We start from the raw sequence: 21626 nt of genomic DNA on the forward strand, positions 1-21626 counted from the left end.
CGGCCCGGCGGCCAGGCATGGTCGGGGGCCTCGCCTACGCTGGGACGGGTGAGCGACCTGAGCGAGGTGGCCGCGGTCCTGGCGCGGGGCGACGAGGCGCGGGCGGTGGTCCGCGTGCTCGACCGGCACGGGTTCGGCACCGTCGAGCCCGGCCAGCTGCTCGTCGCGGGCGCCGACGGCGCGCTCGGCGGGGAGCTGCTGCGCGGCGCCCTGGACGACCGCGCCACCGCGCTGGCGACGGAGGCGCGCGCCCGGCCGGAGGTCGTCGAGGCCCACGTGGCCGAGGACGCCGCGGTCGCCGCCGGGCTCGCCTGCGCGGGCGGGGCGACGCTGCTGGGCCACCCCCTCGACGCCGCGCCGGCCCGCGCGCTCGCCGAGGCGTTCGTGGCCGGGGTGCCGGCGGCGCTCGTGACGCGTGCGGACGGGTCGGCGTCGCTGGCGATCACCGGCGGTGAGCTCGACGTGGTCGAGGGCTCGCTGGGCTTCGCCGCGGTGGACGCGGCCGCAGCCGCCCACGTGCGGGGCCTGCTGCGCCGGGGGGCCACGGCCACCGAGCGGGTGGTGCTCGAGGACGGCGCGGACGTGCTCGTCGACCTGTGGGTGCCGGTGCCGACGGTGGTCGTGGTCGGTGGCGGGGCGATCGCCGACGCCCTGGCCGCCCAGAGCGCGCTGCTCGGGTGGACCGCGCGGCGCGCCGACACCGTCGCCGAGGCCGACGCCGCCGTCGCCGCGTTCACAGACGCCGACGTGCTCGTCCTGCTCGACCACGACCCCGCGTTCGACGCCGTCCTGCGCACCGGCATCTCCGGGCGCGGCTTCCTCGGCGCCCTGGGCTCGCGGCGCACCCAGGCGGCGCGGCGCGAGCGCCTGCTCGCCGTCGGGGTCACCGCGGAGCAGCTGGCGCGCATCCACGGCCCCGTCGGGCTCGACCTCGGCGCCCGCACCCCGGCCGAGACGGCGGTCTCGATCGTCGGCGAGGTGCTCGCGGTGCGCAGCGGCCGCGATCCGTCGGCCCTGGGCCGGGCGGCCGGACCGATCGGCGCATGAACCGCCCCGGTCCGAACGCCGGTCCACACGCCACCACCGACGACACCGGCGGCACGGCCCGTGCCGCGCTGGCCTGGGCGCCGCGGGTGGTGGTCGGCGCGGTCGTGGTCGCCCTGCTGCTCGTCGGCGGTACCGCGGTGCGCGTCTGGCAGCTGGGCCGGGTCGACGAGCGCCAGCCGGTCGACATGATCGTCGTGCTCGGCGCGGCGCAGTACGACGGGCGCCCGTCGCCGGTGTTCCGCGCTCGCCTGCAGCACGCCCTCGAGCTCTACGAGGAGGGTGTCGCGCCACGGATCGTCACGGTCGGCGGGGCCGCGGCGGGCGACGCGTTCACCGAGGCGCAGGCCGGCGAGCAGTGGCTCGTCGAGAACGGCGTGCCGGGGCAGGCGCTGCTGCCGGTCGACGAGGGCCGCGACACCTACGAGAGCTTCGAGGCCGTCGCCGCGGTCGCGGAGGCGCGCGGGTGGCGCTCGGCGGTGCTGGTCAGCGACCCGTGGCACTCGCTGCGCTCGCGCACCATGGCCGACGACGTCGGGCTCGAGGCGACGACGTCGCCGACCAAGCGCGGACCGGTGGTGCAGACGCGCGAGACCCAGTTCCGCTACATCGTCCGCGAGACCGGGGCGTTGCTGTACTACCACCTCACGCACGGGTCGCCGGACTTCTCCGACCCCGGGCTGGGCTAGCCGTGGAGCTAGCCGTGGACGCGGGGCGCCGCGCGGCGCGCCTGTTCGACGAGGCGCCCAAGCCTGGCCGCGACCGCCGCTCGCCGTTCGCCCGCGACCGGGCCCGGGTGCTGCACTCCGCCGCGCTGCGCCGCCTCGCCGGCAAGACGCAGGTCGTCGGGCCCGACGAGGACGTCGCGGTCACCGGCGTGCCCCGCACCCGCCTGACGCACTCGCTCGAGGTGGCGCAGATCGGGCGCGGGATGGCCGAGGACCTCGGCGCCGACCCCGACGTCGTCGACACCGCGGGCCTCGCCCACGACATCGGCCACCCGCCCTACGGGCACAACGGCGAGCGGGCCCTGCACGCGCTCGCGGGGGACTGCGGCGGGTTCGAGGGCAACGCCCAGACGCTGCGGATCCTCACGCGGCTCGAGCCCAAGGTGCTCGACGACGACCGCTGCCGCGGGCTCAACCTCACGCGCGCCGTGCTCGACGCGTGCCTCAAGTACCCGTGGGAGCGCCGCCCCGGGGTGCGCAAGTTCGGTGTCTACCCCGACGACGTCGGCGTCTTCACCTGGATCCGCGAGGGCGTCGTCGGCGACCGGCGCTGCGTCGAGGCGCAGATCATGGACTGGGCCGACGACGTCGCCTACTCGGTCCACGACCTCGAGGACGGCATCCTCGCCGGGCGCATCGTGCTCGCCTGGCTGGGTCGTCCCACCGAGCGCGCCGAGCTCGCGGCGCTGGCCGCCGAGGCGTTCTCCGCCGCCCCGCCCGCCGACCTCGAGCACGCCGCGGGGGTGCTCGCCGAGCTGCCGGTGGTGCGCGCGGCCGCGGCGCACGGCGCGCACGACGGATCGCTGGCCGCCGCCGCCGCGCTCAAACGCCTGACCAGCGAGCTCGTCGGGCGCTTCGTCACCCGCACCGTCGAGGCGACCCGCGACGCGGTCGGCGACGACGTCGTGCCGGGCGGGCACGGCGCGGACCTCGTGGTGCCTGCGGCCGTCGGCGCCGAGGTGGCGGTGCTCAAGGCGGCGGCGCTGCGCTGGGTGATGCGCGACCCGGCCCGGCTCGCGGTGCAGACGCAGCAGCGCGCGCTGGTCACCGAGCTCGTCGAGCGCCTCGCGGCCGGTGCTCCCCGCGCGCTCGACCCGGCGTTCGTGCCGGCGTGGGAGGCGGCCGGGGACGACGCGGCGCGCCTGCGGGTCGTCGTCGACCAGGTCGCCGTGCTCACCGACGCCGCCGTCCCGCGGTGGTGTACGCGCCTGCGCGAGGCGCGCTCGGTGGGCTGAGGCCGCTGCTGGGCAGCGAACGGGCTGTTCGCTGCTTCTATGCGCACGAGATACCCGTTCGCTGCCACTCGAAGGAGAAACGCCGTGCAGCTGATCACCGTGGACGGTCACACCCCGTCGGTCGACGCGGCGGCGTGGGTCGCGCCGGGCGCGGTCCTCGCGGGCCGCGTGACGATCGGGAAGGACACCGGCGTCTGGTACACGGCGGTGGTCCGCGCCGACACCGAGGCGGTCACGGTGGGGGTGGGCACCTCGGTGCAGGACGGCACCGTGATCCACGCCGACCCCGGCTTCCCGGCGTCGATCGGCAGCAACGTCACCGTCGGGCACCGCGCTGTCGTGCACGGGTGCACGGTCGAGGACGACTGCCTGGTCGGGATGGGCGCGGTCATCCTCAACGGGGCGACCATCGGGCGCGGCTCGATCGTCGCCGCCGGCGCGGTGGTGTCGCAGGGCGTGGTGATCCCGCCGAACTCGCTGGTCGCCGGCGTGCCGGGCAAGGTGCGCCGCGAGTCCACCGACGACGAGCGATCGATGATCGCGATGAGCGCCGCGGCCTACCGCCACCTGCTGGGCCTGCATCGCGACGCCACCACCTGACGCCCCCGCGGGCGGAGCTCACGCCCTCCGCGTCCCCGTCCCGCCCACCGCGCGGACTCGTGCGCTCCACGGCCACGGGTGCTCGCGTGCGTCGGAGGCGCACCCGGACCTACCATCGCCGCGATGAGGTACACGGTCAGCGAGGACGACACCGCCATCGCCCTGGGCAGCGGTGAGGTACCCGTGCTCGGGACGCCGCGGCTGATCGCGTGGCTCGAGGCGGAGACCGTGGCCGAGGCCGCCCCGCGCCTGCGACCGGGGCAGACCACCGTGGGCGCGGCGATCCGCGTGCGGCACCGGCGCCCGACGCCGGTCGGCGGCGCCGTCGACGTCTACGCCACCCTGACCACCGAGGGTGACCGGCTCACCTTCGACGTCAGCGCCATCGACGGCGACGGGCACTACGTCGCCGACGGCGAGATCGACCGGGTCGTCGTGGACCGGGCCGCGTTCCACTGACCCGTCGCTCAGGGCACGATCGAGTCGACGTACCCGCCGTCGACGCGCACCGCGGCGCCCGTCGTGGCCGACGCCAGCGGCGAGGCCAGGTACGTGACGAGGTGCGCGATCTCCTCGGGCTCGATGAGGCGCTGCAGCAGCGACTGCGGGCGGTAGGTGACCATGAACTCGCGCTGCGCCTCGTCCCACGGCAGGTCGTCGCCGACCAGCTCGCGGACGAACCCCTCGACGCCGCCGGTGTGCGTGGGTCCGGCGATCACGGAGTTGACGGTGACGCCGGTGCCGGCAGCCTCCTTGGCGAACCCGCGCGACACCGCGAGCAGGGCCGTCTTCGACATCCCGTAGTGGATCATCTCCGCGGGGATGACGACGGCGGAGTCGCTGGCGATGTCGAGCACGCGGCCCCAGCCGCGGGCGATCATGCCGGGCAGGTAGGTGCGGATGAGGCGCGTCGCGGCCAGCACGTTGACCTCGAAGTAGCGGCGCCAGTCGTCGTCGTTGATCTCCAGTGCCGGCTGGGCGCCGAAGATGCCGAGGTTGTTGACCAGCACGTCGACGTCGGGCTCGGCGGCCGCGAGCGCCGCGGCGCCCTCGGCGGTGGTGACGTCGGCGGCGACCCCGACGACCTCGCCGCCGGTCTCCTCGCGGACCGCGGCGACGGCCTCGTCCACCCGCTCCTGCCCGCGGCCGTTGACGACCACCCGCGCACCGGCACGGGCGAGGTCGACGGCGATCGCCCGCCCGATCCCGCCGGTCGAGCCCGTGACCAGCGCGGTCCGTCCGGACAGGTCGAGCTGCATGCTGGTGCCTCCTCGGCGTCGCTGACGTGCTGGGGGGAGCAACCGGCCGCGGCGCGCCGAACTTCCCCGCCCCGGTGGAGCGAGGGACACCCCGGGTGCCCGGGACGCAGCGAAGGAGTCCCTCGCTGCCACACCCCGCGGCCACCCCGGCGCCGGGCTCGCCGGCGTGACATCGGCCGTCCGGGCCGGAGCCGGTCGGCGGCGTCCTAGACTGGGGCCATGGCGGGGCGCATCCGGGACGCGGACATCGCGGAGGTGCGCGACCGCAACCGGGTGGACGAGGTCGTCGGCGAGTACGTCGCGCTGCGCCGCGCGAGCGCGGGGTCGGTGAAGGGCCTCTGCCCGTTCCACGACGAGAAGACGCCGTCGTTCAACGTCCGCCCCACCCACGGCACGTTCCACTGCTTCGGCTGCGGCGAGGGCGGCAGCGTCATCGACTTCATCATGAAGATCGAGCAGCTGGGCTTCGTCGAGGCCGTGGAGAAGCTCGCGGACCGGGTCGGCTACCGCCTGACCTACGAGGGCGGCGGGTCGAGCGTCCAGAAGGACCGCGGCACGCGCAGCCGCCTGCTCGCGGCCAACAAGCTCGCCGCCGAGTTCTACGCCGAGCAGCTGCGCGCGCCGGGGGAGGCACAGAAGGCCCGCGAGTTCCTCGCCGAGCGCGGCTTCGACCAGGCCGCCGCCGAGGACTTCGGCTGCGGGTTCGCGCCGTCGGGGTGGGACAGGCTCACCAAGCACCTGCTCGCCCAGGGCTTCACGCTCGAGGAGCTCGAGAAGGCGGGGCTCTCGCGCCCGGGCCAGCGCGGGTACATGGACCGGTTCCACCGGCGGCTGCTCTGGCCGATCCGCGACCTCGGCGGCGACGTCGTGGGCTTCGGCGCGCGGCGGCTGTTCGACGACGACCGCATCGAGGCCAAGTACCTCAACACCCCCGAGACGCCCGTCTACCACAAGTCGAAGGTGCTTTTCGGGCTCGACAAGGCGAAGCGGGAGATCGCGAAGACCCGCCAGGCGGTGATCGTCGAGGGCTACACCGACGTCATGGCCATGCACCTCGCCGGCGTGCGGACGGCCGTCGCGAGCTGCGGGACGGCCTTCGGTGACGAGCACGTCGCGGTGCTGCGCCGCCTGCTCATGGACGACTCGTTCGACCGCGGCGAGGTCATCTACGTCTTCGACGGCGACGCCGCCGGGCAGGCCGCGGCGCGCAAGGCGTTCGAGGGCGACCAGCAGTTCGCCACCCAGACCTACATCGCCGTCGCCCCCGACGACATGGACCCCTGCGACCTGCGGCAACGCCGTGGCGAGGTCGCGCTGCGCGACCTGGTGGCCCAGCGCGCGCCGCTGTTCAGCTTCATCATCCGGGCGATCCTCGACGAGCACGACCTCGGCACCGTCGAGGGCCAGGTCGCGGCGCTGCAGCGCGCCGTCCCCGAGGTCGCGCGCATCCGCCGCGAAGACCTCCGCGACGGCTATGCGCGCCGGCTCGCGGGCTGGGTCGGGTGGACCGACGAGGCGCAGGTGGTGCGCCGGGTGCGCGAGACGGCCGGCGCGCCCGTCGACGCCTCCGCCCGCCGGGCGCCGCGCAAGCCGCAGGGCCGGGGCACCGACGGGCCCGCGCTGCCCGCCCGCGACGACCCGCGCCTGCGCGTGCAGCGCGAGGTGCTCAAGGCCGCGCTGCAGGCGCCCGCGCTCGCCGGCCCGCTCTACGACTCGCTGCCCGAGGACGCGTTCTCGAACGAGGCCTACCTGGCGGTGCACCGGGCGGTGCTCGCGGCCGGGGGCACGTCGGCGGGGTGGTCGGGCTCGGCGTGGATCTCCGCCGTCGGCGCCGAGGTCCCGAGCGCCTACCGGTCGCTGGTCCACGAGCTCGCCGTGGAGCCGCTCCAGACCCGTGAGCCCGACGAGCACCGCTACATCACCTCGATGATGAGCGCGCTGCAGGGCACCCTCGTCGAGCGCCAGGTCTCGGAGATCAAGTCGCGGCTGCAGCGGCTCTCGCCGCTCAACGACGCCGACGAGTACCACGAGCTCTACGGCGACCTCGTCGCGCTCGAGCAGTACAAGAAGGCCCTGCGCGACCAGGCCACCGGGGCGGTCTCGCTGTGAGCGGCGTGCGCGACCGGCTCGCCGCCCTGCTCACGGGCCGCGAGCCGGTGCCGGAGGGCTTCACCGGCACGCTCGACGGCGGTGAGCGGGTCATCGCCGACGGCCGCGGCCCGCGCGGCTCGATCGTGCTCGCGACCGACCTCGGGCTCTGGCTGCCGCCCGCGGCCTCGGGCGAGGGCGCGCACCGCGTCGACTGGCACCTCGTCACGAAGGCGACGTGGGCGTCCGGCGCGCTCGAGGTGATCGAGGCCGACGAGGTCGAGGAGCTCGCGGGCGGGGTGGTCGTGCTCGCCGACCGCGCGCCGCGCCGCGTCCCGCTGACCACCCCGGGCAGGCTCCCCGAGACCGTGCACCGCCGCGTCACCGCGGCGGTCAAGGACAGCCAGCACCACGACCTCGGTGACGGCGGCGCGTGGTTCGTCCAGCGCCGCGTGCCCGGTGCCGGGGTCGTCCTGCACGTGCGCCCCGACCCGGGCACCGACCCGGAGGTCGTGCGCACCGTCGCCGCGGGGGTGGGGGAGAAGCTGCGGGACGCCGGTCGGGCCGACCCGGAGTGACCCTCACCTGGGACCCGGCGCTCTACCGCCGCCACGACGACCACCGGGCCCGGCCCTTCCTCGACCTCGTCGCCCGGATCGGCGCGAGCGCGCCCCGCGAGGTCGTCGACCTCGGCTGCGGCCCCGGGCACCTGACCGACGTGCTCGCGCGGCGCTGGCCGCAGGCGCGGGTGCGGGCGTCGGACGCGTCGCCGGACATGGTCGCCGCGGCCCGCGCGCACGGGGTGGACGCGGAGCTCGCCGACGTCCGCGACTTCGCGCCGGGCCCGGACACCGACGTCGTCGTCAGCAACGCGGTGCTGCACTGGGTGCCCGAGCACCGCGAGCTCCTGGCCCGCTGGGCGGCGGCGCTGCCCGCGGGCGGCTGGCTCGCGGTGCAGGTGCCGGGCAATGAGCGCTCGCCGTCGCACCGGATCCCGCGCGAGCTGCTGGCGAGTCCGGCGTGGGCGGACCTCGTCCCGGACGGCCTGCCCGGCTACGGCGTCGGCGAGCCCGCGGAGTACGCGCGGCTCCTGTCGAGCGCGCGCCCCGGCGGCGCCGTCGACTGCTGGGAGACGACGTACCTGCACCCGCTCACCGGGGAGGACCCGGTCGGCGACTGGATCGCCGGCACCACCCTGCGCCCGGTGCGCGACGCGCTCGACGACCCCGGGTGGGATCGGCTGCGCGCGGAGCTCGCGCCCCGGCTACGCGACGCCTACCCGCCCGACGACGCCGGCGTCACGTGGTTCGGGTTCCGACGCGTCTTCGCGGTGCTCGGCGCCTGACCTACCGGGCGGTGCCGTTGGTGGTCGACCGGCCGGGCGCCGAGGGCCCGCCGCCGGCGGAGCTGTCCGGCGCGCCGCCCGCGGGCGCCACCCGCTCGCGGGCCATCGCCACGCCGGTCTGCACGGCCTCGCCGGCCTTCGCGCGGGCCACACCGGCCGCCCCCTGGACGCTCGGGTGGTCCGCGACGCGACGGTAGGCGCGCGAGAGCTGCTCGTAGCGCTCGCGCCCGGCCCGCGTGCCGAGCACGTAGCCGACACCGGCACCCAGCAGGAACGGGATCATCATCAGGCGTTCTCCTCCGCGACGTCTCGTGCGGGCCCATCCTGCCCCACCCCGCGGGGAAAGGCGGTGAGCCCCGTGCGGTAGCGTGTACCCCGTCCGGCCGCGAGTGCCGGACGTCGGCAGTCCTCCGTAGCTCAATCGGCAGAGCATTCGGCTGTTAACCGAAGGGTTACTGGTTCGAGTCCAGTCGGAGGAGCCCTTTCCCCAGGTCACAGCGACGATGGCCTGGTGCGCGATCCCGTCCTCAGCGGCGGTCGCGGGGCGTGTGGCGCTGGCTGTCGGCGCGGCGCGCCAGCGCCTCCTCGGTGAGCCAGCGCGCCACGTCGACCAGCCGGATGTTGGTCTCCTGCGAGGAGCCGACGAGCATCTGGAACGCCTCGTCGTCGTCGACGGTGAAGCGCTCCATGAGGATGCCCTTGGCCTGCCCGATCGTGTCGCGGCTCTCCAGCGCGTGGCCGAGGTGGGCGGCGTGGTCCGCGCCGTGCAGCAGCATCGCCGCCTGGAGGCCGAACAGCCCCGCGGTGAGCTGCGCCGAGGCGTCGAACACGTGCGCGTCGTGGCTGTAGATGTTGAGCGCCGAGCGGCGCTCGCCGTGCAGGGACAGCTGCACCGACATCAGCGAGCGGTACCCGGCCTCGACGCACCGTGGGGCGAACTCCGGCCAGCGCCCGGCGTCCTCCCCGGCGAGGTCGGCGGCCACCACGACCCCGGCCTCGGGCGGGTCGTCGGCGGCGGTGATGCACGGACCCTGTCCGAGGTCGGACTGGAGCTGGTCGAGCTCGTAGACGCGGTCCTCGGTCGCGTGGCTCGAACGCACCGTGCCCCGCTCGGTGCGGGAGATGCCGCCGCCGGAGGCCCCTGGGATGCTCGCGACCGCTGCGTTGACGAGCTTCGAGACCGTCGTCTCGAGATCACGGATGCTGCGGTTCTCGGTGAGCTGCTCGGCGGCCCGCCGTAGCGCCTTGACGAGCTGTTCGTGATCCGGGTCGTACACGGTGCGGATGTCCTCACCTCGACGGCGGCGACCACGGCTCTCGGCCGGGTGGACGCCGGGCGGGCTGGGATCCGGCCCCTGGCCCGACCGTACATCCCGTGCGTTGACTGTCCATCCCGCGCGCGTCCGCCGTCGGTCGGCCGGCGTTCACCGGGTCGAGTGAACCCGTGCCCGTGTCGAGTGAAGCTGGGCGCGCTGCCCTGGTGCCGACCCCCGCGGGTCGGCCACGCTCTGCTCCGAGCCGGTGAGGACCTCCCGGCGATCCGGTGCCCCGGGGGGCACCGACGGCGTGATGGTGGGCCGGACCAGGCAGCTGGGGAGCGGGCCCTCCGGCCCACCATCACCGCCGCTGCTCAGCGCCGCGGGGTGGCCGTGGTCGGTGTCGTCGTGGTCGGTGCCGTCGGGGCCGGCGTCGGGGCCGGGCCGGTGGGCGTCGGTGTCGTCGGCGTCGTCGTCGGCGGAGTCGTGGTCGTGCTCGCGGTGGCGCCGGAGCAGGTCACCGTCCGCTGCACCGGCGCGCTCGGCGCGCTGGTCCAGCTGCCGGCGCTCGCGGTGACGCGCACGGTGATGGACGTCAGCGTCACCGTGGTGGTCAGCGTCGTGGACGTGTCGGTCACGGTCCTCGGTGGGGGCACCCCGAGGCCGAGCGGGCGGCTCGACGCCACCGTGTACTGGCCCGCGCCGCCGACCGCGTTCCAGCTCACGGGGATGGTCGCCGTCGTGACGAGGCCGCTCGTGGTGCACGTGGCCGCGCCGATCGCGACGCCGGTCGGGGCCTCGATCTGCCCGGCCCGCGCCGTCGCGGTCCCGGTGTTCGTGGTCTGCCAGGCCGCGGTCGCCACGCCGCCGCCCGCGAGCAGCAGCGTGACGACCAGGACGGCGGGGACGCCGCGGTCCGTGCGGCGGCTCATGTGCTCGTGATCGCGACGGTCACGGGGATGGTGAAGGTCGCGTTCTGGCATCCGGTCTCCGAGGCGCTGGTCATCGACGCCGCGCCGGCGAGCGTCAGGGTCGCCGACCCGCCGGCGGGGATCGCGGTCCCCGGCGCGACCGCGGTGAGGCTGACGCCGGTGGTCGCGCACGTGCCCACCCCGCCGGCCGCCGTGGGGGCGCCGTTGGGGGCGACCGAGGTGACCCTGACGGGGTAGGCGTTCGGGTTGTTGACGGTGATCTTCACGTCGCCGCTGGTGCTCGGGTAGAGCAGGTTCGTGGTGAACGCCGTGCCGGGCACCACGGTCGTCGTCGGCGGCAGGGCCTGGCCGGCCCGCGACGACGCGGTGCCGCCGCCGCTCGACAGCCAGGCGGCCGAGGCGAGCCCGGCCCCCAGCAGAACGGCGACGACGACACCGACGACGCCGACGGTCGGCAGGCGTCGGGCCCACCACCGCCACGAGATCCGTCGCCCGGACGACCAGCGGGCGCGTCCGAGGGGGGACACCTACTGCGCCGCGGAGGCCAGGCTCGCGGTGAGCGGCAGGACGAACGTCTGGTTCTGGCAGGAGTTCGCCGGGTCGGCGATCATCCTCGCCGTCAGCGTGTACGTCCCCGTGCCGGCGGGCGGGATGGTGCCGGTCGGGTTGGTCAGCCCGCCGGTGGTGACGGTGCCGGCGGGGCAGTTGTCGCCGGTGGCGTTCGAGCTCCCGGGCGAGATCGCGGTGACGATCACGGGATACGGATTCGGGTTGTCGACCGTGACGGTCGCCGTCGTCGTCGCCCCGGGGTAGAGGCCCGCGGCGCGGTCCTGGGGTGTGATCGTCGAGCTGACGGCCTGGGTCGAGCTGCCCTCGGCGGTGCCGGCCCCGGAGGACAGCCAGGCGGCGAGCGCGACGCCCGCGACGCAGGCGAGCGCGATCCCTCCGACGACGGCGCCGAGACGCCTCTTGGTCTTCGTTTCCACGTCGATCGCTCCTTGTGCCGGACGTCGGACGTTCCCGACGTTCCGGACCCGGAATTACTCCGAACGGCGCAGCCTCCAATCCGAGGATCGGCCTATTTCACCGGATCGGTGCGCGTGCCGTGCCGACCCGCGCCGTTCGGGCGACGTTGCACCCTGTACAGCCGTTGCGCTCCGCGTACACCCTTGAACTTGCGCGGCGCGGCCGTGCGGAAGCGGAGGGGCTCGACCCCGTCCGGTGTCGCGGCGAGCACCGCGTCGTGGACGGCCGCCGTGACCGTCACCTCGCCGGGCCGTGCGGTCTCGGTGACGCGGCTGGCGAGGTTGACCGGCGGCCCGAACCAGTCGCCGGCGCGCGGCACCCCCACGCCCCGGGCGACGCCCACCCGCAGCGCCGGGCGCCCGTCGTCGGGGGCCGACCACGCCTCGACGAGCGCGACGGCGGCGTGGACCAGCGCGGTCGGGTCGGGGGAGACGAGCATGACCGCGTCGCCGATGACCTTCGCCAGCCGCACCGGCGAGGCGACCACCTCCGTCGCGCAGGCCGAGAGCATCTCGGCGACCTCGCTGAGCTCGATAGCGGAGACGCTCTCGCCGAGGTCGGTGAAGCCGACGAGGTCGGCGAAGCAGACCGTCACGTCCTGCGCGCCCTGCAGCCGGCCCGCGCTCGACTCCTCGACGGCCAGCGCGTGCGAGCGGATGCGGTCGGCGAGGGCGGCGGCGACGAGATGGACGAGGTGCAGCGAGTCGTCCTCGACGATGCGCCGCGCCTCGGCGGCGTAGCGCAGCGCCGTCTCCGGCTCGGGCTCGCCGGGGGCCAGCAGGGCCTCGCCGAGCAGCCCGCCGAGGGCGTCGGCGATGTTGAGCACGCCCCGTCCGATCGCCCGGACGACCGGCATCATCTCCTCGTCGCTGAAGCCCAGGCCGCGATAGCGGTGGATGCGTCCGGCGATCTCGACGTCCTCGTCGGTGTAGATGGGGTCGTCGGGGTCGGGCGCGAGCGGGCGGCCCAGGGCCTGGAACCAGCGCCGAGCGACATCGGCGTCCACCTCGGCGAGGCGGCAGACGTCGGTGAGCGAGTGCCCGTCCTCGGGGCGCAGCGTGCGCTCGAGCAGCAGCAGCCCGAGGCGGTCGCGCGCGATGGCGTCCCGCATGGTGTCGAACGCGACCCCGTCGGCCGCGAGCGACTCCAGCACCGAGATGCGCGTGCGCCGCTCGTCGCCGGTCAGGCCCTCGAGGAGCCCGGCCCGCTCGTAGTCGCCCTCGGCCATGACCGAACGGACCCGCGCCGGCAGCGGCAGTGACGGGCGGTGGCGCGGCGGCACCCGACTCATGGTGCCAGCGCGACCCGGACCCGACATCTCGTGCTCACCTGGGTTCCCGCTGGGAGACCGCTCACGACGACACGGCCGGCTCCTCGCGGGATCCGTACCGTGGACGGGTCGGGGAGATCGGGAGGACCCATGAGCAGCGGCCCGCGCCTGCTGGCCACGAGCGACCTGCACGTCAACCGCTCGGAGAACGAGGACCTGGTCCGCGAGCTGCACCCCACCCACCCCGACGACTGGCTGATCGTCGCCGGGGACGTCGGTGACCGCGTCGACACCGTGACCTGGGCCCTGGGCCTCCTGGCCGAGCGCTTCGCGCGCGTGGTCTGGGTGCCGGGCAACCACGAGCTCTGGACGCCGCCGGGTGACGAGGTCGACCTCGTGGGCCCGGCGCGCTACGACCACCTCGTCGAGGCCGCGCGCGGGCTGGGCGTGCTCACGCCGGAGGACCCGTGGCCGGTGTGGGACGGGGAGGGCGGCCCGGCGTTGGTGTGCCCGATGTTCCTGCTCTACGACTACTCGGTGCGCCCGCCGTCGATCCCGGCCTCCGCGTCGAACGCGGAGGCGCTCGAGGTCGCCCGCGAGGCCGGGGTCGTGTGCACCGACGAGATCCTCATGTCCAGCGACCCCTTCGGAGATCCCGCCGCGTGGTGCGCCGACCGGCTCGCCCGCACCGAGGCGCGCCTCGCGCAGCGGCCGGCGGGGATGCCGACGGTGCTGGTCAACCACTGGCCGCTGACCCCGCACCCCACCCGCATCCTGCGCCACCCCGAGTTCGCGCTGTGGTGCGGCACCACGGCCACGGCCGACTGGCACGTGCGCCACGACGCGGTGGCCGTCGTCTACGGCCACCTCCACGTCCCGCGTACGACGTGGGAGGACGGCGTGCGCTGCGAGGAGGTCTCGGTCGGCTACCCGCGCGAGTGGCAGCGCCACGGCCTGGTGCGCGGCGCGCTGCGGGAGATCCTGCCGGGCCGGGAGCTCGCCGAGCCCGACCCGTTCACCGCCTGGGCGGCGGAGCAGCGCGCGACCTGGGCCCGGTCGTGACGGCCCCGACCGACGCGCTCGGCGACCTCCTGCCCGGCTCGGTGGTCGCGGTGGCCCGGGCCGACGACGACCCGTCGGCCGTGCTCGCGCCGGAGGAGGAGGCCGCCGTGGAGCGCGCGGTCGCCACCCGGCGCGCGGAGTTCACGACGGCCCGGACCTGCGCGCGCGACGCCCTGAGCCGGCTCGGCGCCCCGGCCGCCGCGATCCCGGTGGGGGAGAAGCGCGCCCCCATCTGGCCCGAGGGCGTGGTCGGCGCGATCACCCACTGCGCCGGGTTCCGGGGCGCGGCCGTGGCGTGGCGGACCGAGGTCCGCAGCGTGGGCCTCGACGCCGAGCCGCACGTCGCGCTGCCCGAGGGCGTGCTCGAGGCGGTGTCCGACGAGCGCGAACGGGCGGTGCTCGCCGCGCTGGCGCGCGAGGTGCCCGGGGTGCGGTGGGACAAGCTCCTGTTCAGCGCCAAGGAGAGCGTCTACAAGGCGTGGTTCCCGCTGACCGGGCGCTGGCTGGGATTCGAGGAGGCCGATCTCGTCCCGGCGGCCGACGGCACGTTCCGTGCGGCGCTGCGCGTCCCCGGGCCGGTGGTGGACGGGCGCGAGGTGACGGGGTTCGCCGGGCGCTGGGTGGTGCGCGACGGGCTGGTGATCACCGCGATCGCCCTGCCGGCCGGTGCTCCGTAACCTCGGGTGGCGATGCGGGACGAGGGGTACTGGGAGCGTTACGAGTCCGTCGTCGAGCAGCGCATCCGCGACGCCCAGGACGAGGGCAAGTTCGACGGGCTGCGCGGCGCGGGCCGCCCCCTGCCCGGGCGCAACCGCCCCTACGAGGAGAACTGGTGGCTGCGCTCGTACCTCGAGCGCGAGGGCATCCCCAACGACGTCCTGCTGCCCACCCCGCTGCGCCTACGCCGCGAGATCGACCGCCTGCCCGAGACCGTGCGGGACATGGAGACCGAGCGCGAGGTCCGCGACACCGTCGCCGCCCTCGCCGCGCGCGTCGCCGCCTGGTTGCGCTTCCCCGACGGCCCGCAGGTCGCGGTGCCGATGCCGCGCTCGGACGAGGTCGTGGCGCGCTGGCGGGAGGAGCGGGCGCGGCGGCGGGCGGTGCCGGCGGGGGAACCCGCGCCGGAGCAGGGGCCGGCGGTGACCGTGGCGCGGCGGACGTGGTGGCGGGGGCTGCTGGGCCGCGGCTGAGCGGGGGGTTGCAGCGAACGCGCTGTTCGCTGCTTCTAGGCGCGCGAACTCCCCGTTCGCGCGGGCTGGTCGCGCCGACGGACGGGCCGGGAGCGGCCCGAGACCTGTCGGCCCGGCGTGCGGGGAGGTCGACCAGACGCCGACGTCGGCCCGGCAGGTCAGCCCGCGCGCGGGGCGCGCGGCAGGTCGACGACCGTGCCCGGCGAGCGGGCGGGGGAGTCGTCGGCGGCGGGCGCCGCGTCCTGCTCCTCGGGGTGGTCGTGCCGCCCGTCCCGGTGGTCGTCGTCGGGGCGGCGGGACGGGGCGAGCGGGACGACCGTGGCGGCGCCGACGCCGTGGTAGCGCTCCGGGGTACAGGTGAGGACCACGACCTGGGCCGCGCCCTCGGCCGCGGTGGCCGCCGTGAACACGGCGCCGAGGCGGGCGAGGCGCTCGGGGTCGGTGTGGCCGAGGGCGTCGTCGATGACCACCGGCACCCCGTCGGCCGGGTCCACCAGCGCGGCACAGGCCAGGCGGGCGCACAGCCCGAGCTGCTCCTGCGCGCCGCTGGAGAGCGCGCCGAACGCGACCGTGGTGCCGTGGAGCGTGCGGTGGGTGATGCGGAGGTCCTCGTCGATCTCCAGCGACAGCGACGACCCGAACACGATCCGCGCGAGCCGCTCGACCTGGGTGCGGAACGGGGCGACGTAGGAGCGCCGGACCCGGTCGCGGTGGCGCGCCAGGGTCTCGTGCAGGCGGCGCGCGGCGGCGGCCCGGCGGGCGACGGCGTCGTGGTCGCGGACCGCGGCCTCGAGCTCGGTCGCGGCGGCGGCGAGCTGGTCGTGCCAGCCCTCGAGGCCCGCGGCCTGCAGGCGCCCGGTGGTCTCGGCGTGCTCGCGCTCGAGGCGGGCGGCCTCGGCGGCGAGGCGCTCGTCGACCGCCCGCGCGTTGACCACCCGCGCCTCGACCGTGTCGGGGTCGTCGTCGGCGAGCGCCGCGGCCAGCGACTCGTGCTCCCGCTCGGCCTCCCGCGCCCGGGCCCGGCGGTCCTCCTCGGCGGCCGCGAGGTCGGCGTCCGGCTCCGCGGCGCGGGCGGCCCGCAGCTCCTCGGCCCGGCGCGCGTGGGCGTGCTGCGCGTCGGCCACCCGCTCGGCGAGCACCGCCCCGCGGGTCTCGGCCCCGCGCACCGCGTCCTCGGCCGCCCGGCACGCCGCCCCGGCCTCGTCGGCCCGGCGCGCGGCGTCGTCGGCGGCCGCGCGCGCCGCGTCGGACGCCTGCCGCAGCGCCGCGAGGTCGGCGGCGTCGACGGGCTCGGGCGCGGCCTCGGCGACCGAGAACAGGTCGTCCCCGTGGTCGCCCCCGTGTCCGTCGTCCAGCCGCCCGCGCACCGCGTCGTGGGCCCGGCGCAGGGCGGCGGTGCTGCCGTGGCCGGCGAGCTCGCGGTCGCGCGCCGCGCGGTGCTCGCTCGCGCGCCGGGACGCCTCGTCGGCACGGCGGCGGGCGGCGCGGGCGGCCTCGAGGTCGGCGACGCCCAGCTCCGCGCACCGCTGCGCCAGCGCGCGGGCGCTCGCCCGCACGGCGTCGTCGCGACCGGCCTCGTCGTGGCCGGGCCGCACGCGCACGTCGAGCACCCCGGGCACCGACACCGCCCGCGACCCCGCCACCGGCAGCGAGCGTGTCTCGCCGGGCGCGAGCGTCACCGGCTCGCCGTCGACCTCGATCGTCAGCTCCGCCGGCGCGGCCAGCTCGACGCGCGTGGCGGCGGCGTCGCGGGCGGCCTCGGCGCGCAGGAGGTCGCGGGCGAGGTCCTCGAGCGCGTCGAGGTCGTCGGGGCCGACCGTGGCGGCCGCGAGAACGCGCTCGGCGGCGGCGAGGCCGGCCTCGGCCTCCTCGACCCGGCGCAGGCGCTCGGCGAGGTCGGCGAGCTCGACGCGGTCGCGGGCGGCGGACACGTCCCGGGCGGCGCCGTCGGCGGCCCGGCGGGCGGCTGCGGCCTCCTCGCGGGCCGCGGTGTCGGCGGCGCGCCGGGCGTCGCGCTCGTCGCGAGCCGCGGTGTGCTCGGCGTCGTGGGCGTCACGCGCCTCCTCGGCGCGCGCGACCACGGCGGAGTCGGCCTCGACCGCGGCGACCAGGGCGTCGCGCGCCTCCCGGCGCTCGCGAGCGGTCCCCGCGCGCTCGCGCGCCAGCACGGCGCGGCCGCGTGCCGTCTCGACCTCCCGCAGCCGCGACTGCAGCCCGGCCCAGCGGTCCTCGAGCTCGGTGGCCTGGGCGGCGTGGGCGAGGCGCCGGCTCCGGACGCCCGCGGCGTCGGCGTCGAGCCGGTCGCGGGCGGCCACGTCGCGCTCCACGGCCTCCAGCGCGGCCCGGCAGCGCTCGTGCTCGACCTCGGCGTCGGCGAGGCGCACCTCGGCGGCGCGCAGCTCGCCGGTGGCCCGGCCGCTGGGCGTGCGGTAGCGGCGCAGCTCCTCGACGGCGCGCTCGACCAGCCCGTCGTCGGCGGTGGGGTCGGGGCGCGCCGTCCCGCCCGCACCCGAGGCGGCGCGGTCGAGCGCGCGGGTCAGGGCGTCCTGGCCACCGAGATCGGCCTGGCCGACCGCGGTGTGCTGCTCGACCCGCAGCCCGCGCCACAGCACACGGTCCATGGTCTCGTCGAGGATGGCCGTCACGCGGGCGTGCGCGTCGGCCCCGGTGAGCTGCTCGCGGGCGGGCTCGAGCACGTGCAGCTCGGTGCGCGGCCGGCGCAGCCAGCGCTTGCGGTAGACGAAGCGGTAGGGGCCGGTGGACACCTCGGCCTCGACCTCGGGCCCGGCGTCGACCCCGGCCGGCTGCGCGGCGCGGATGTCGGCGCGGCGCGAGGAGTCGGCGGCGTCGAAGAGCAGGTCGAGCGCGGCGACCGTCGAGGTCTTGCCGACCTCGTTGTCTCCCTGCAGCACGGTGACCCCGCGCTCGGCGAGGGCGACCTCGCGGTCGTGCACGCCGCGGAAGTCGCGCAGCCGGATGCGGTGCAGCCTCATCGCGGGCCCCCGACCAGCCGGTGGAGCAGGCGCAGGGCGTCGCGGGCCTCGCCGTCCTCGCGGCCGGCGGCGGCGAAGAGATCGGTGGCGGCGTCGCCGGCGAAGCCGTGCAGGTCGAGGTCGTCGAGGTCGGCGTCGTCGGGGACCGTCGCGAGGTCGGAGTGCTGCTCGAGCACCTCGACCGCGGCGAAGGCGTGGCCGTGCGCGGCGAGCATGTCGTCGAGGCGGCCGCGCTGCCGCAGCGACAGCGTGCCGACCAGCGCCAGCCGCACCGCGGTGCGCTCCTTGTCGGGCAGCGCGCCGAGCCGGGCGTCGAGCGCGTCGAGGTCCTCGTCGCCGTCGAGACGCGCGTCGTGGCGGACGAACCGCCAGCGGCCCACGGTCTCGACCGCCACCTGCGCGGCGCGCTCGTCGAGGTCGACGACCAGGACGTGGCCCGGGTCGACCTCGTCGAAATCGGTGACCTCCGGCGTGCCGGGGTGGCGGATGCGGTCGTCGACGGCGTCGACCCAGGCCGAGTGCCGGTCGCCGAGCGCCACGTAGTGCACGCGGCCGTCGGCCAGCGCCGCGAGCACCCCGTCGCGACGGATGCGGGCCGGCTCGTCGTCGTCGGGGTCGAGGACGTCGAGCTCGCCGTGCCCCGCGAGCACCCGTACCGTGCCCGGCGGCGCGGGCTCGAGGGCGGCGAGCTGCTCGCCGACGAGATCGGTGAGCGGGTGCTTGGACCGCCACGGCGCGGCGACGACCTCCACGCCCGGCGCGACCTCGTGCACGCCCGGGGTGTCGAGCACCGTGACGTGGGGCGGGCAGCGGCGCGCGAAGTCGGGGCGGCGCATCACGCAGGCGGCGTCGGCGGGATCGTGGTTGCCGGGCAGGAGCAGCACCGGTGTGCGGAACGACGCCAGCGCCTCGCAGGCGCGGGCGACGACGTCGGGACCGACGAGGTTGGACTCGAAGACGTCGCCGCAGACGAGGACGAAGGCGGCATCGCGCTCGTCGGCGAGGCGCCCGAGCGCGGACACGGCGTCGAGGCGGGCCTGGGCGAAGCGGGCCTGGGCCTCGCCGGTCAGCCCGCCGGCGGCCTCCCTGGGCGGCCGGGCCCCGAGGACCCGTCGCGTCATGCCGAGCTGCCAGTCGGCGGTGTGCACGAACCGCACGCCTGCTCCCTCCGCTGCTCGACCCCTGACCGTAGAACGACGCCACGGCCCGGACGGGCACCGACACGCACCCGATCCGGCACAGGGTTCGACGCAGCCGACCGCCGATCGGTTCCGCTCAGGTCAGCGGGAGCTCCGCCACCGCCTCGAGGCCGCCGCGGCTGCCCGAGCGCTCGACGCGGATGCGGGCGTCGCGGCCGCTGACCTCGAGCGTCGACACTGCGTTGCCGAACCACGGCCCACCGATCGTCGACCAGGACAGCGGCAGGTCCCCGATCCCCGCCGCCCTGGCGACGCCTCCCAGGGCGTTGGTCAGGCGCCGCCACCAGCCCAGCGCGAACACGTACTCCATGAACCACGGGACGCCGTTGCGCACGGGCGAGCAGGTCAGCTGGTAGACCCGGGAACGGGTGGGGGAGGAGTAGCGGGCCTCGGCGGCGTAGCTGTGGTGGACGTCCCCGGAGAGCACGCACACCGTCGCCGGCGCCGACGGGCCCGAGGCGACGCCGCGGACGAGGTCGGCGAGGCGGTCGAACGAGGCGCGGAAGGCCGGCCAGTGCTCGAGGTCGACGGCCTGGCGCACGGTCTCGGCGAGCTTGCTGCCCCGCGCGGCGGCCCACTCGTCGAGCGACTGGACGTGGCTGACCGCGGGCGGCATCAGCCACGGGATCGACGAGCCGAGCAGCAGGTGGTCGACCTCCTCGTCGGGCTCCGACGCGTTCTCCTCGATCCAGGAGAACGAGTGGTCGTTGATCATCAGGCGGTTCTCGTCGTTGAGCACCCGCGCGCAGCGCGAGTCCACCATCAGCAGCCGCGTGCGTCCCAGGTCCCAGCGGTAGCTCCAGCGCACGCCGGTGGGCTCGCCGACCTCGGCGTCGGCGCGGGCGGCGAAGTCGGCGAGCATCTCGAAGACGTCGCCGTCGGCCTCGAGGACCTTGCGGTAGAGCGGGTCGGCGTCGCGCGTCGCGGGGTCGAGGTTGCCCAGGTGCTGGTAGACCCAGTACGAGGCGAGCCCGGCCCGGATGCGCTGCGGCCACCACGGCTTCGACGCCATCTGGTCGCGCCAGGTCTGCGAGGTGTTCCAGTCGTCGCGCACGTCGTGGTCGTCGAAGATCATCGCCGTCGGCACCGTCGAGAGCAGCCAGCGCAGCTCCCGGTCGGTCCACGACTCGCTGTAGAGGTGGGCGTACTCGCCGTAGTCCGCGATCTCCAGGCCCGGGCCGTCCTCGGCGTCGGGGTCACGGTTCTCCCGGATCCAGCGCTCGGTGCGCGGGGTGATCTCGTCGGCGTAGACCTGGTCGCCGAGCAGGCACAGCGCGTCGGGCAGGACCGTCGCCGGGTCCTCGGCCGCGGCGACCTCGTCCATCAGCCGCGTCGCGAAGGCGTCGAGCGCGTCGATGCCGAGCGAGGCCTCCAGCTCGGGGTCGTCGGTCGGCGGGTAGCGGCAGGAGCCGAAGACGAACCGCAACCGCGTGGTGTCGGGCTCGGGCGTGCGCTCCAGGCGGGTGCGCAGGTAGCTCGGCGGCGTCGAGGTGCCCTCGATCGGCCACACCAGCTCGCCGTCGAGGCGCACCTCGTAGGAGCGGACGGTCCCGGGCTCGAGGCCGTCGACGACGACGAGCGCGTAGTGCTGCCCGCAGACCTCGAAGGTCGGGGCGGACGCGCCGAGCACCTCGACCGTGCAGCGCTCGCTCGTCTCGACCCAGATCGTGGCCGTGGTGGTGCCGACGTGGCGGAGCAGGGGACCCAGCTCGAGGGAGGTCACCCGTCCTGCCTACACCGGGCGCCCGCGCGCGGCCACGCCAGGGCGCGTCGCGATCAGTCCGAACGGTCGGTCAGCTGCTCCAGGCGGCTCTGGACCTGGTCGAGGCGCGCCTGCAACAGCGCCACCTCGGCGCTGAGCAACGGCACGAGGGCGGCCTCGTCGACCTCGCCCCCGAGCCCCGCGAGCGGGGCGAGCCCGTCGGCGGCGGCGTCCTCGGCCTGCACCGGCACGTGTCCCAGCAGCACCCCGAACGCCTCCGGCGTCAGCACGGGACGGGGGCCGGCGCACAGCCCGCACACCGGGTGCAGGCGCCGCCAGCCGACGATGCCGGGCCCGCCGTCGGCGAGCGCCGTCGCCGCGCGGCCGCAGCCGCATCGCCCCAGCCGCACGGAGCGGACCGTCTGGCGCGCGTAGCGCAGGCCCAGCTCGTAGCGCACGAACCGGCCGGACGCCGCGACCTCGAGCAGCACGCAGTGCTGGTACTGCGGGTCGCATGCGAGGTCGCGGGCGTCGTCCCGCGCGTGGAAGCAGTAGAAGCCGCAGTCGCACCACGACGACGGGCAGCGGTGCCGCGGGCTCTGGATGCACACGGCGTCGGCGACCGCGCCGTAGACCTGCGAGCGGCCCAACGCGACGCCGTTGAAGCCCGCGCGGCGCGAGTCCGCGGAGATCATCG

22 protein-coding genes and 1 tRNA gene are annotated in these 21626 nt (G+C 76.3%); 13 read left to right on the top strand and 10 right to left on the bottom strand.

All coding sequences use genetic code 11. The features are described 5' to 3' along the window. The first annotated feature begins 48 nt into the window (after window positions 1–48). The 5 genes from ACYX4T_RS00955 to ACYX4T_RS00975 all read left to right on the top strand — a co-directional run bounded on the left by ACYX4T_RS00955 (window position 49) and on the right by ACYX4T_RS00975 (window position 4066). Complete coding sequence (locus ACYX4T_RS00955; RefSeq protein WP_476012713.1) at window positions 49–1047, top strand: XdhC family protein; 999 nt, start codon at window positions 49–51, stop codon at window positions 1045–1047. After that, the gene (locus ACYX4T_RS00960; protein ID WP_476012714.1) at window positions 1044–1733 is read left to right on the top strand and encodes a YdcF family protein; all 690 of its coding nucleotides are present in this window, start codon (window positions 1044–1046) and stop codon (window positions 1731–1733) included. Before ACYX4T_RS00955 ends, ACYX4T_RS00960 begins: the two co-directional genes overlap by 4 nt. Window positions 1734–1747: 14 nt before the next feature. After that, window positions 1748–3007 carry a deoxyguanosinetriphosphate triphosphohydrolase gene (locus ACYX4T_RS00965; protein WP_476012715.1) on the top strand — a complete coding sequence of 420 codons (1260 nt, stop codon included), beginning with the start codon at window positions 1748–1750 and terminating at the stop codon, window positions 3005–3007. 39 nt (window positions 3008–3046) lie between these two features. After that, window positions 3047–3607 (top strand): gamma carbonic anhydrase family protein, encoded by a 561-nt coding sequence (locus ACYX4T_RS00970; protein ID WP_476012716.1) that lies wholly within the window; start codon window positions 3047–3049, stop codon window positions 3605–3607. A 123-nt stretch (window positions 3608–3730) separates the two neighbouring features. After that, entirely contained in the window at window positions 3731–4066 is a 336-nt protein-coding gene (locus ACYX4T_RS00975; protein ID WP_476012717.1) for a thioesterase family protein, read from the top strand. A gap of 8 nt (window positions 4067–4074) precedes the next feature. On the opposite strand, the gene ACYX4T_RS00980 is transcribed toward ACYX4T_RS00975, so the two are convergent. Then, entirely contained in the window at window positions 4075–4866 is a 792-nt protein-coding gene (locus ACYX4T_RS00980; protein ID WP_476012718.1) for an SDR family NAD(P)-dependent oxidoreductase, read from the bottom strand. Between the two features lie 219 nt (window positions 4867–5085). Here ACYX4T_RS00980 and dnaG point away from each other — a divergent pair, with 219 nt between their 5' ends. From dnaG to ACYX4T_RS00995, 3 genes are read left to right on the top strand one after another with little or no spacing between them, the layout of a single operon-like run. Further along, complete coding sequence (dnaG, locus tag ACYX4T_RS00985; RefSeq protein ID WP_476012719.1) at window positions 5086–6975, top strand: DNA primase; 1890 nt, start codon at window positions 5086–5088, stop codon at window positions 6973–6975. After that, entirely contained in the window at window positions 6972–7532 is a 561-nt protein-coding gene (locus ACYX4T_RS00990; RefSeq protein ID WP_476012720.1) for a hypothetical protein, read from the top strand. The genes dnaG and ACYX4T_RS00990 overlap by 4 nt, the downstream gene beginning before the upstream one ends. After that, entirely contained in the window at window positions 7529–8299 is a 771-nt protein-coding gene (locus ACYX4T_RS00995; RefSeq protein ID WP_476012721.1) for a trans-aconitate 2-methyltransferase, read from the top strand. The genes ACYX4T_RS00990 and ACYX4T_RS00995 overlap by 4 nt, the downstream gene beginning before the upstream one ends. Window position 8300: 1 nt before the next feature. Here ACYX4T_RS00995 and ACYX4T_RS01000 read toward each other — a convergent pair whose 3' ends face one another. Then, a complete protein-coding gene (locus tag ACYX4T_RS01000) occupies window positions 8301–8585 on the bottom strand; it encodes a hypothetical protein (RefSeq protein WP_476012722.1) in 285 nt (94 codons plus the stop codon). 120 nt (window positions 8586–8705) lie between these two features. Between ACYX4T_RS01000 and ACYX4T_RS01005 the strand changes: the two genes are divergently transcribed. Next, window positions 8706–8778 (top strand) — tRNA-Asn (locus ACYX4T_RS01005). A 48-nt stretch (window positions 8779–8826) separates the two neighbouring features. On the opposite strand, the gene ACYX4T_RS01010 is transcribed toward ACYX4T_RS01005, so the two are convergent. After that, window positions 8827–9576 (bottom strand): GAF and ANTAR domain-containing protein, encoded by a 750-nt coding sequence (locus tag ACYX4T_RS01010; protein ID WP_476012723.1) that lies wholly within the window; start codon window positions 9574–9576, stop codon window positions 8827–8829. Window positions 9577–9948: 372 nt separating this feature from the next. On the opposite strand from ACYX4T_RS01010, the gene ACYX4T_RS01015 reads away from it, so the two are divergent. Then, window positions 9949–10497 carry a hypothetical protein gene (locus ACYX4T_RS01015; protein ID WP_476012724.1) on the top strand — a complete coding sequence of 183 codons (549 nt, stop codon included), beginning with the start codon at window positions 9949–9951 and terminating at the stop codon, window positions 10495–10497. On the opposite strand, the gene ACYX4T_RS01020 is transcribed toward ACYX4T_RS01015, so the two are convergent. From ACYX4T_RS01020 to ACYX4T_RS01030, 3 genes are all read right to left on the bottom strand, one after another. Then, on the bottom strand, window positions 10484–11014 hold the full coding sequence (locus ACYX4T_RS01020; protein WP_476012725.1) for a hypothetical protein: 531 nt from the start codon (window positions 11012–11014) through the stop codon (window positions 10484–10486). The two genes, ACYX4T_RS01015 and ACYX4T_RS01020, sit on opposite strands and share 14 nt — an antisense overlap. Continuing rightward, entirely contained in the window at window positions 11015–11473 is a 459-nt protein-coding gene (locus tag ACYX4T_RS01025) for a hypothetical protein (protein WP_476012726.1), read from the bottom strand. It lies immediately after the preceding gene. 92 nt (window positions 11474–11565) lie between these two features. Beyond that, window positions 11566–12795 carry an adenylate/guanylate cyclase domain-containing protein gene (locus tag ACYX4T_RS01030; protein WP_476012727.1) on the bottom strand — a complete coding sequence of 410 codons (1230 nt, stop codon included), beginning with the start codon at window positions 12793–12795 and terminating at the stop codon, window positions 11566–11568. A gap of 138 nt (window positions 12796–12933) precedes the next feature. Between ACYX4T_RS01030 and ACYX4T_RS01035 the strand changes: the two genes are divergently transcribed. Genes ACYX4T_RS01035 through ACYX4T_RS01045 form a run of 3 tightly spaced genes read left to right on the top strand, consistent with a single transcriptional unit; the run spans window position 12934 to window position 15035 of the window. Further along, a complete protein-coding gene (locus ACYX4T_RS01035) occupies window positions 12934–13845 on the top strand; it encodes a metallophosphoesterase family protein (protein WP_476012728.1) in 912 nt (303 codons plus the stop codon). Next, a complete protein-coding gene (locus tag ACYX4T_RS01040; protein ID WP_476012729.1) occupies window positions 13842–14522 on the top strand; it encodes a 4'-phosphopantetheinyl transferase family protein in 681 nt (226 codons plus the stop codon). Before ACYX4T_RS01035 ends, ACYX4T_RS01040 begins: the two co-directional genes overlap by 4 nt. A gap of 12 nt (window positions 14523–14534) precedes the next feature. Then, on the top strand, window positions 14535–15035 hold the full coding sequence (locus tag ACYX4T_RS01045; protein ID WP_476012730.1) for a DnaJ family domain-containing protein: 501 nt from the start codon (window positions 14535–14537) through the stop codon (window positions 15033–15035). 158 nt (window positions 15036–15193) lie between these two features. Here the strand turns inward: ACYX4T_RS01045 and ACYX4T_RS01050 are convergent, their stop codons facing one another. From ACYX4T_RS01050 to ACYX4T_RS01065, 4 genes are all read right to left on the bottom strand, one after another. Continuing rightward, window positions 15194–18028, bottom strand: coding sequence for an AAA family ATPase (locus tag ACYX4T_RS01050; RefSeq protein WP_476012731.1), 2835 nt, complete (start codon window positions 18026–18028; stop codon window positions 15194–15196). Then, window positions 18025–19185: a metallophosphoesterase family protein gene (locus tag ACYX4T_RS01055; RefSeq protein WP_476012732.1), complete on the bottom strand. Its 1161-nt coding sequence runs from the start codon at window positions 19183–19185 to the stop codon at window positions 18025–18027. The genes ACYX4T_RS01050 and ACYX4T_RS01055 overlap by 4 nt, the downstream gene beginning before the upstream one ends. A 118-nt stretch (window positions 19186–19303) precedes the next feature. Next, complete coding sequence (locus tag ACYX4T_RS01060) at window positions 19304–20950, bottom strand: alkaline phosphatase D family protein (RefSeq protein WP_476012733.1); 1647 nt, start codon at window positions 20948–20950, stop codon at window positions 19304–19306. A gap of 53 nt (window positions 20951–21003) precedes the next feature. Then, a complete protein-coding gene (locus ACYX4T_RS01065) occupies window positions 21004–21624 on the bottom strand; it encodes a hypothetical protein (protein ID WP_476012734.1) in 621 nt (206 codons plus the stop codon). Window positions 21625–21626: the final 2 nt, after the last annotated feature.

The sequence above is a fragment of the Actinomycetospora sp. ABD4_176 genome, from assembly GCF_056311855.1.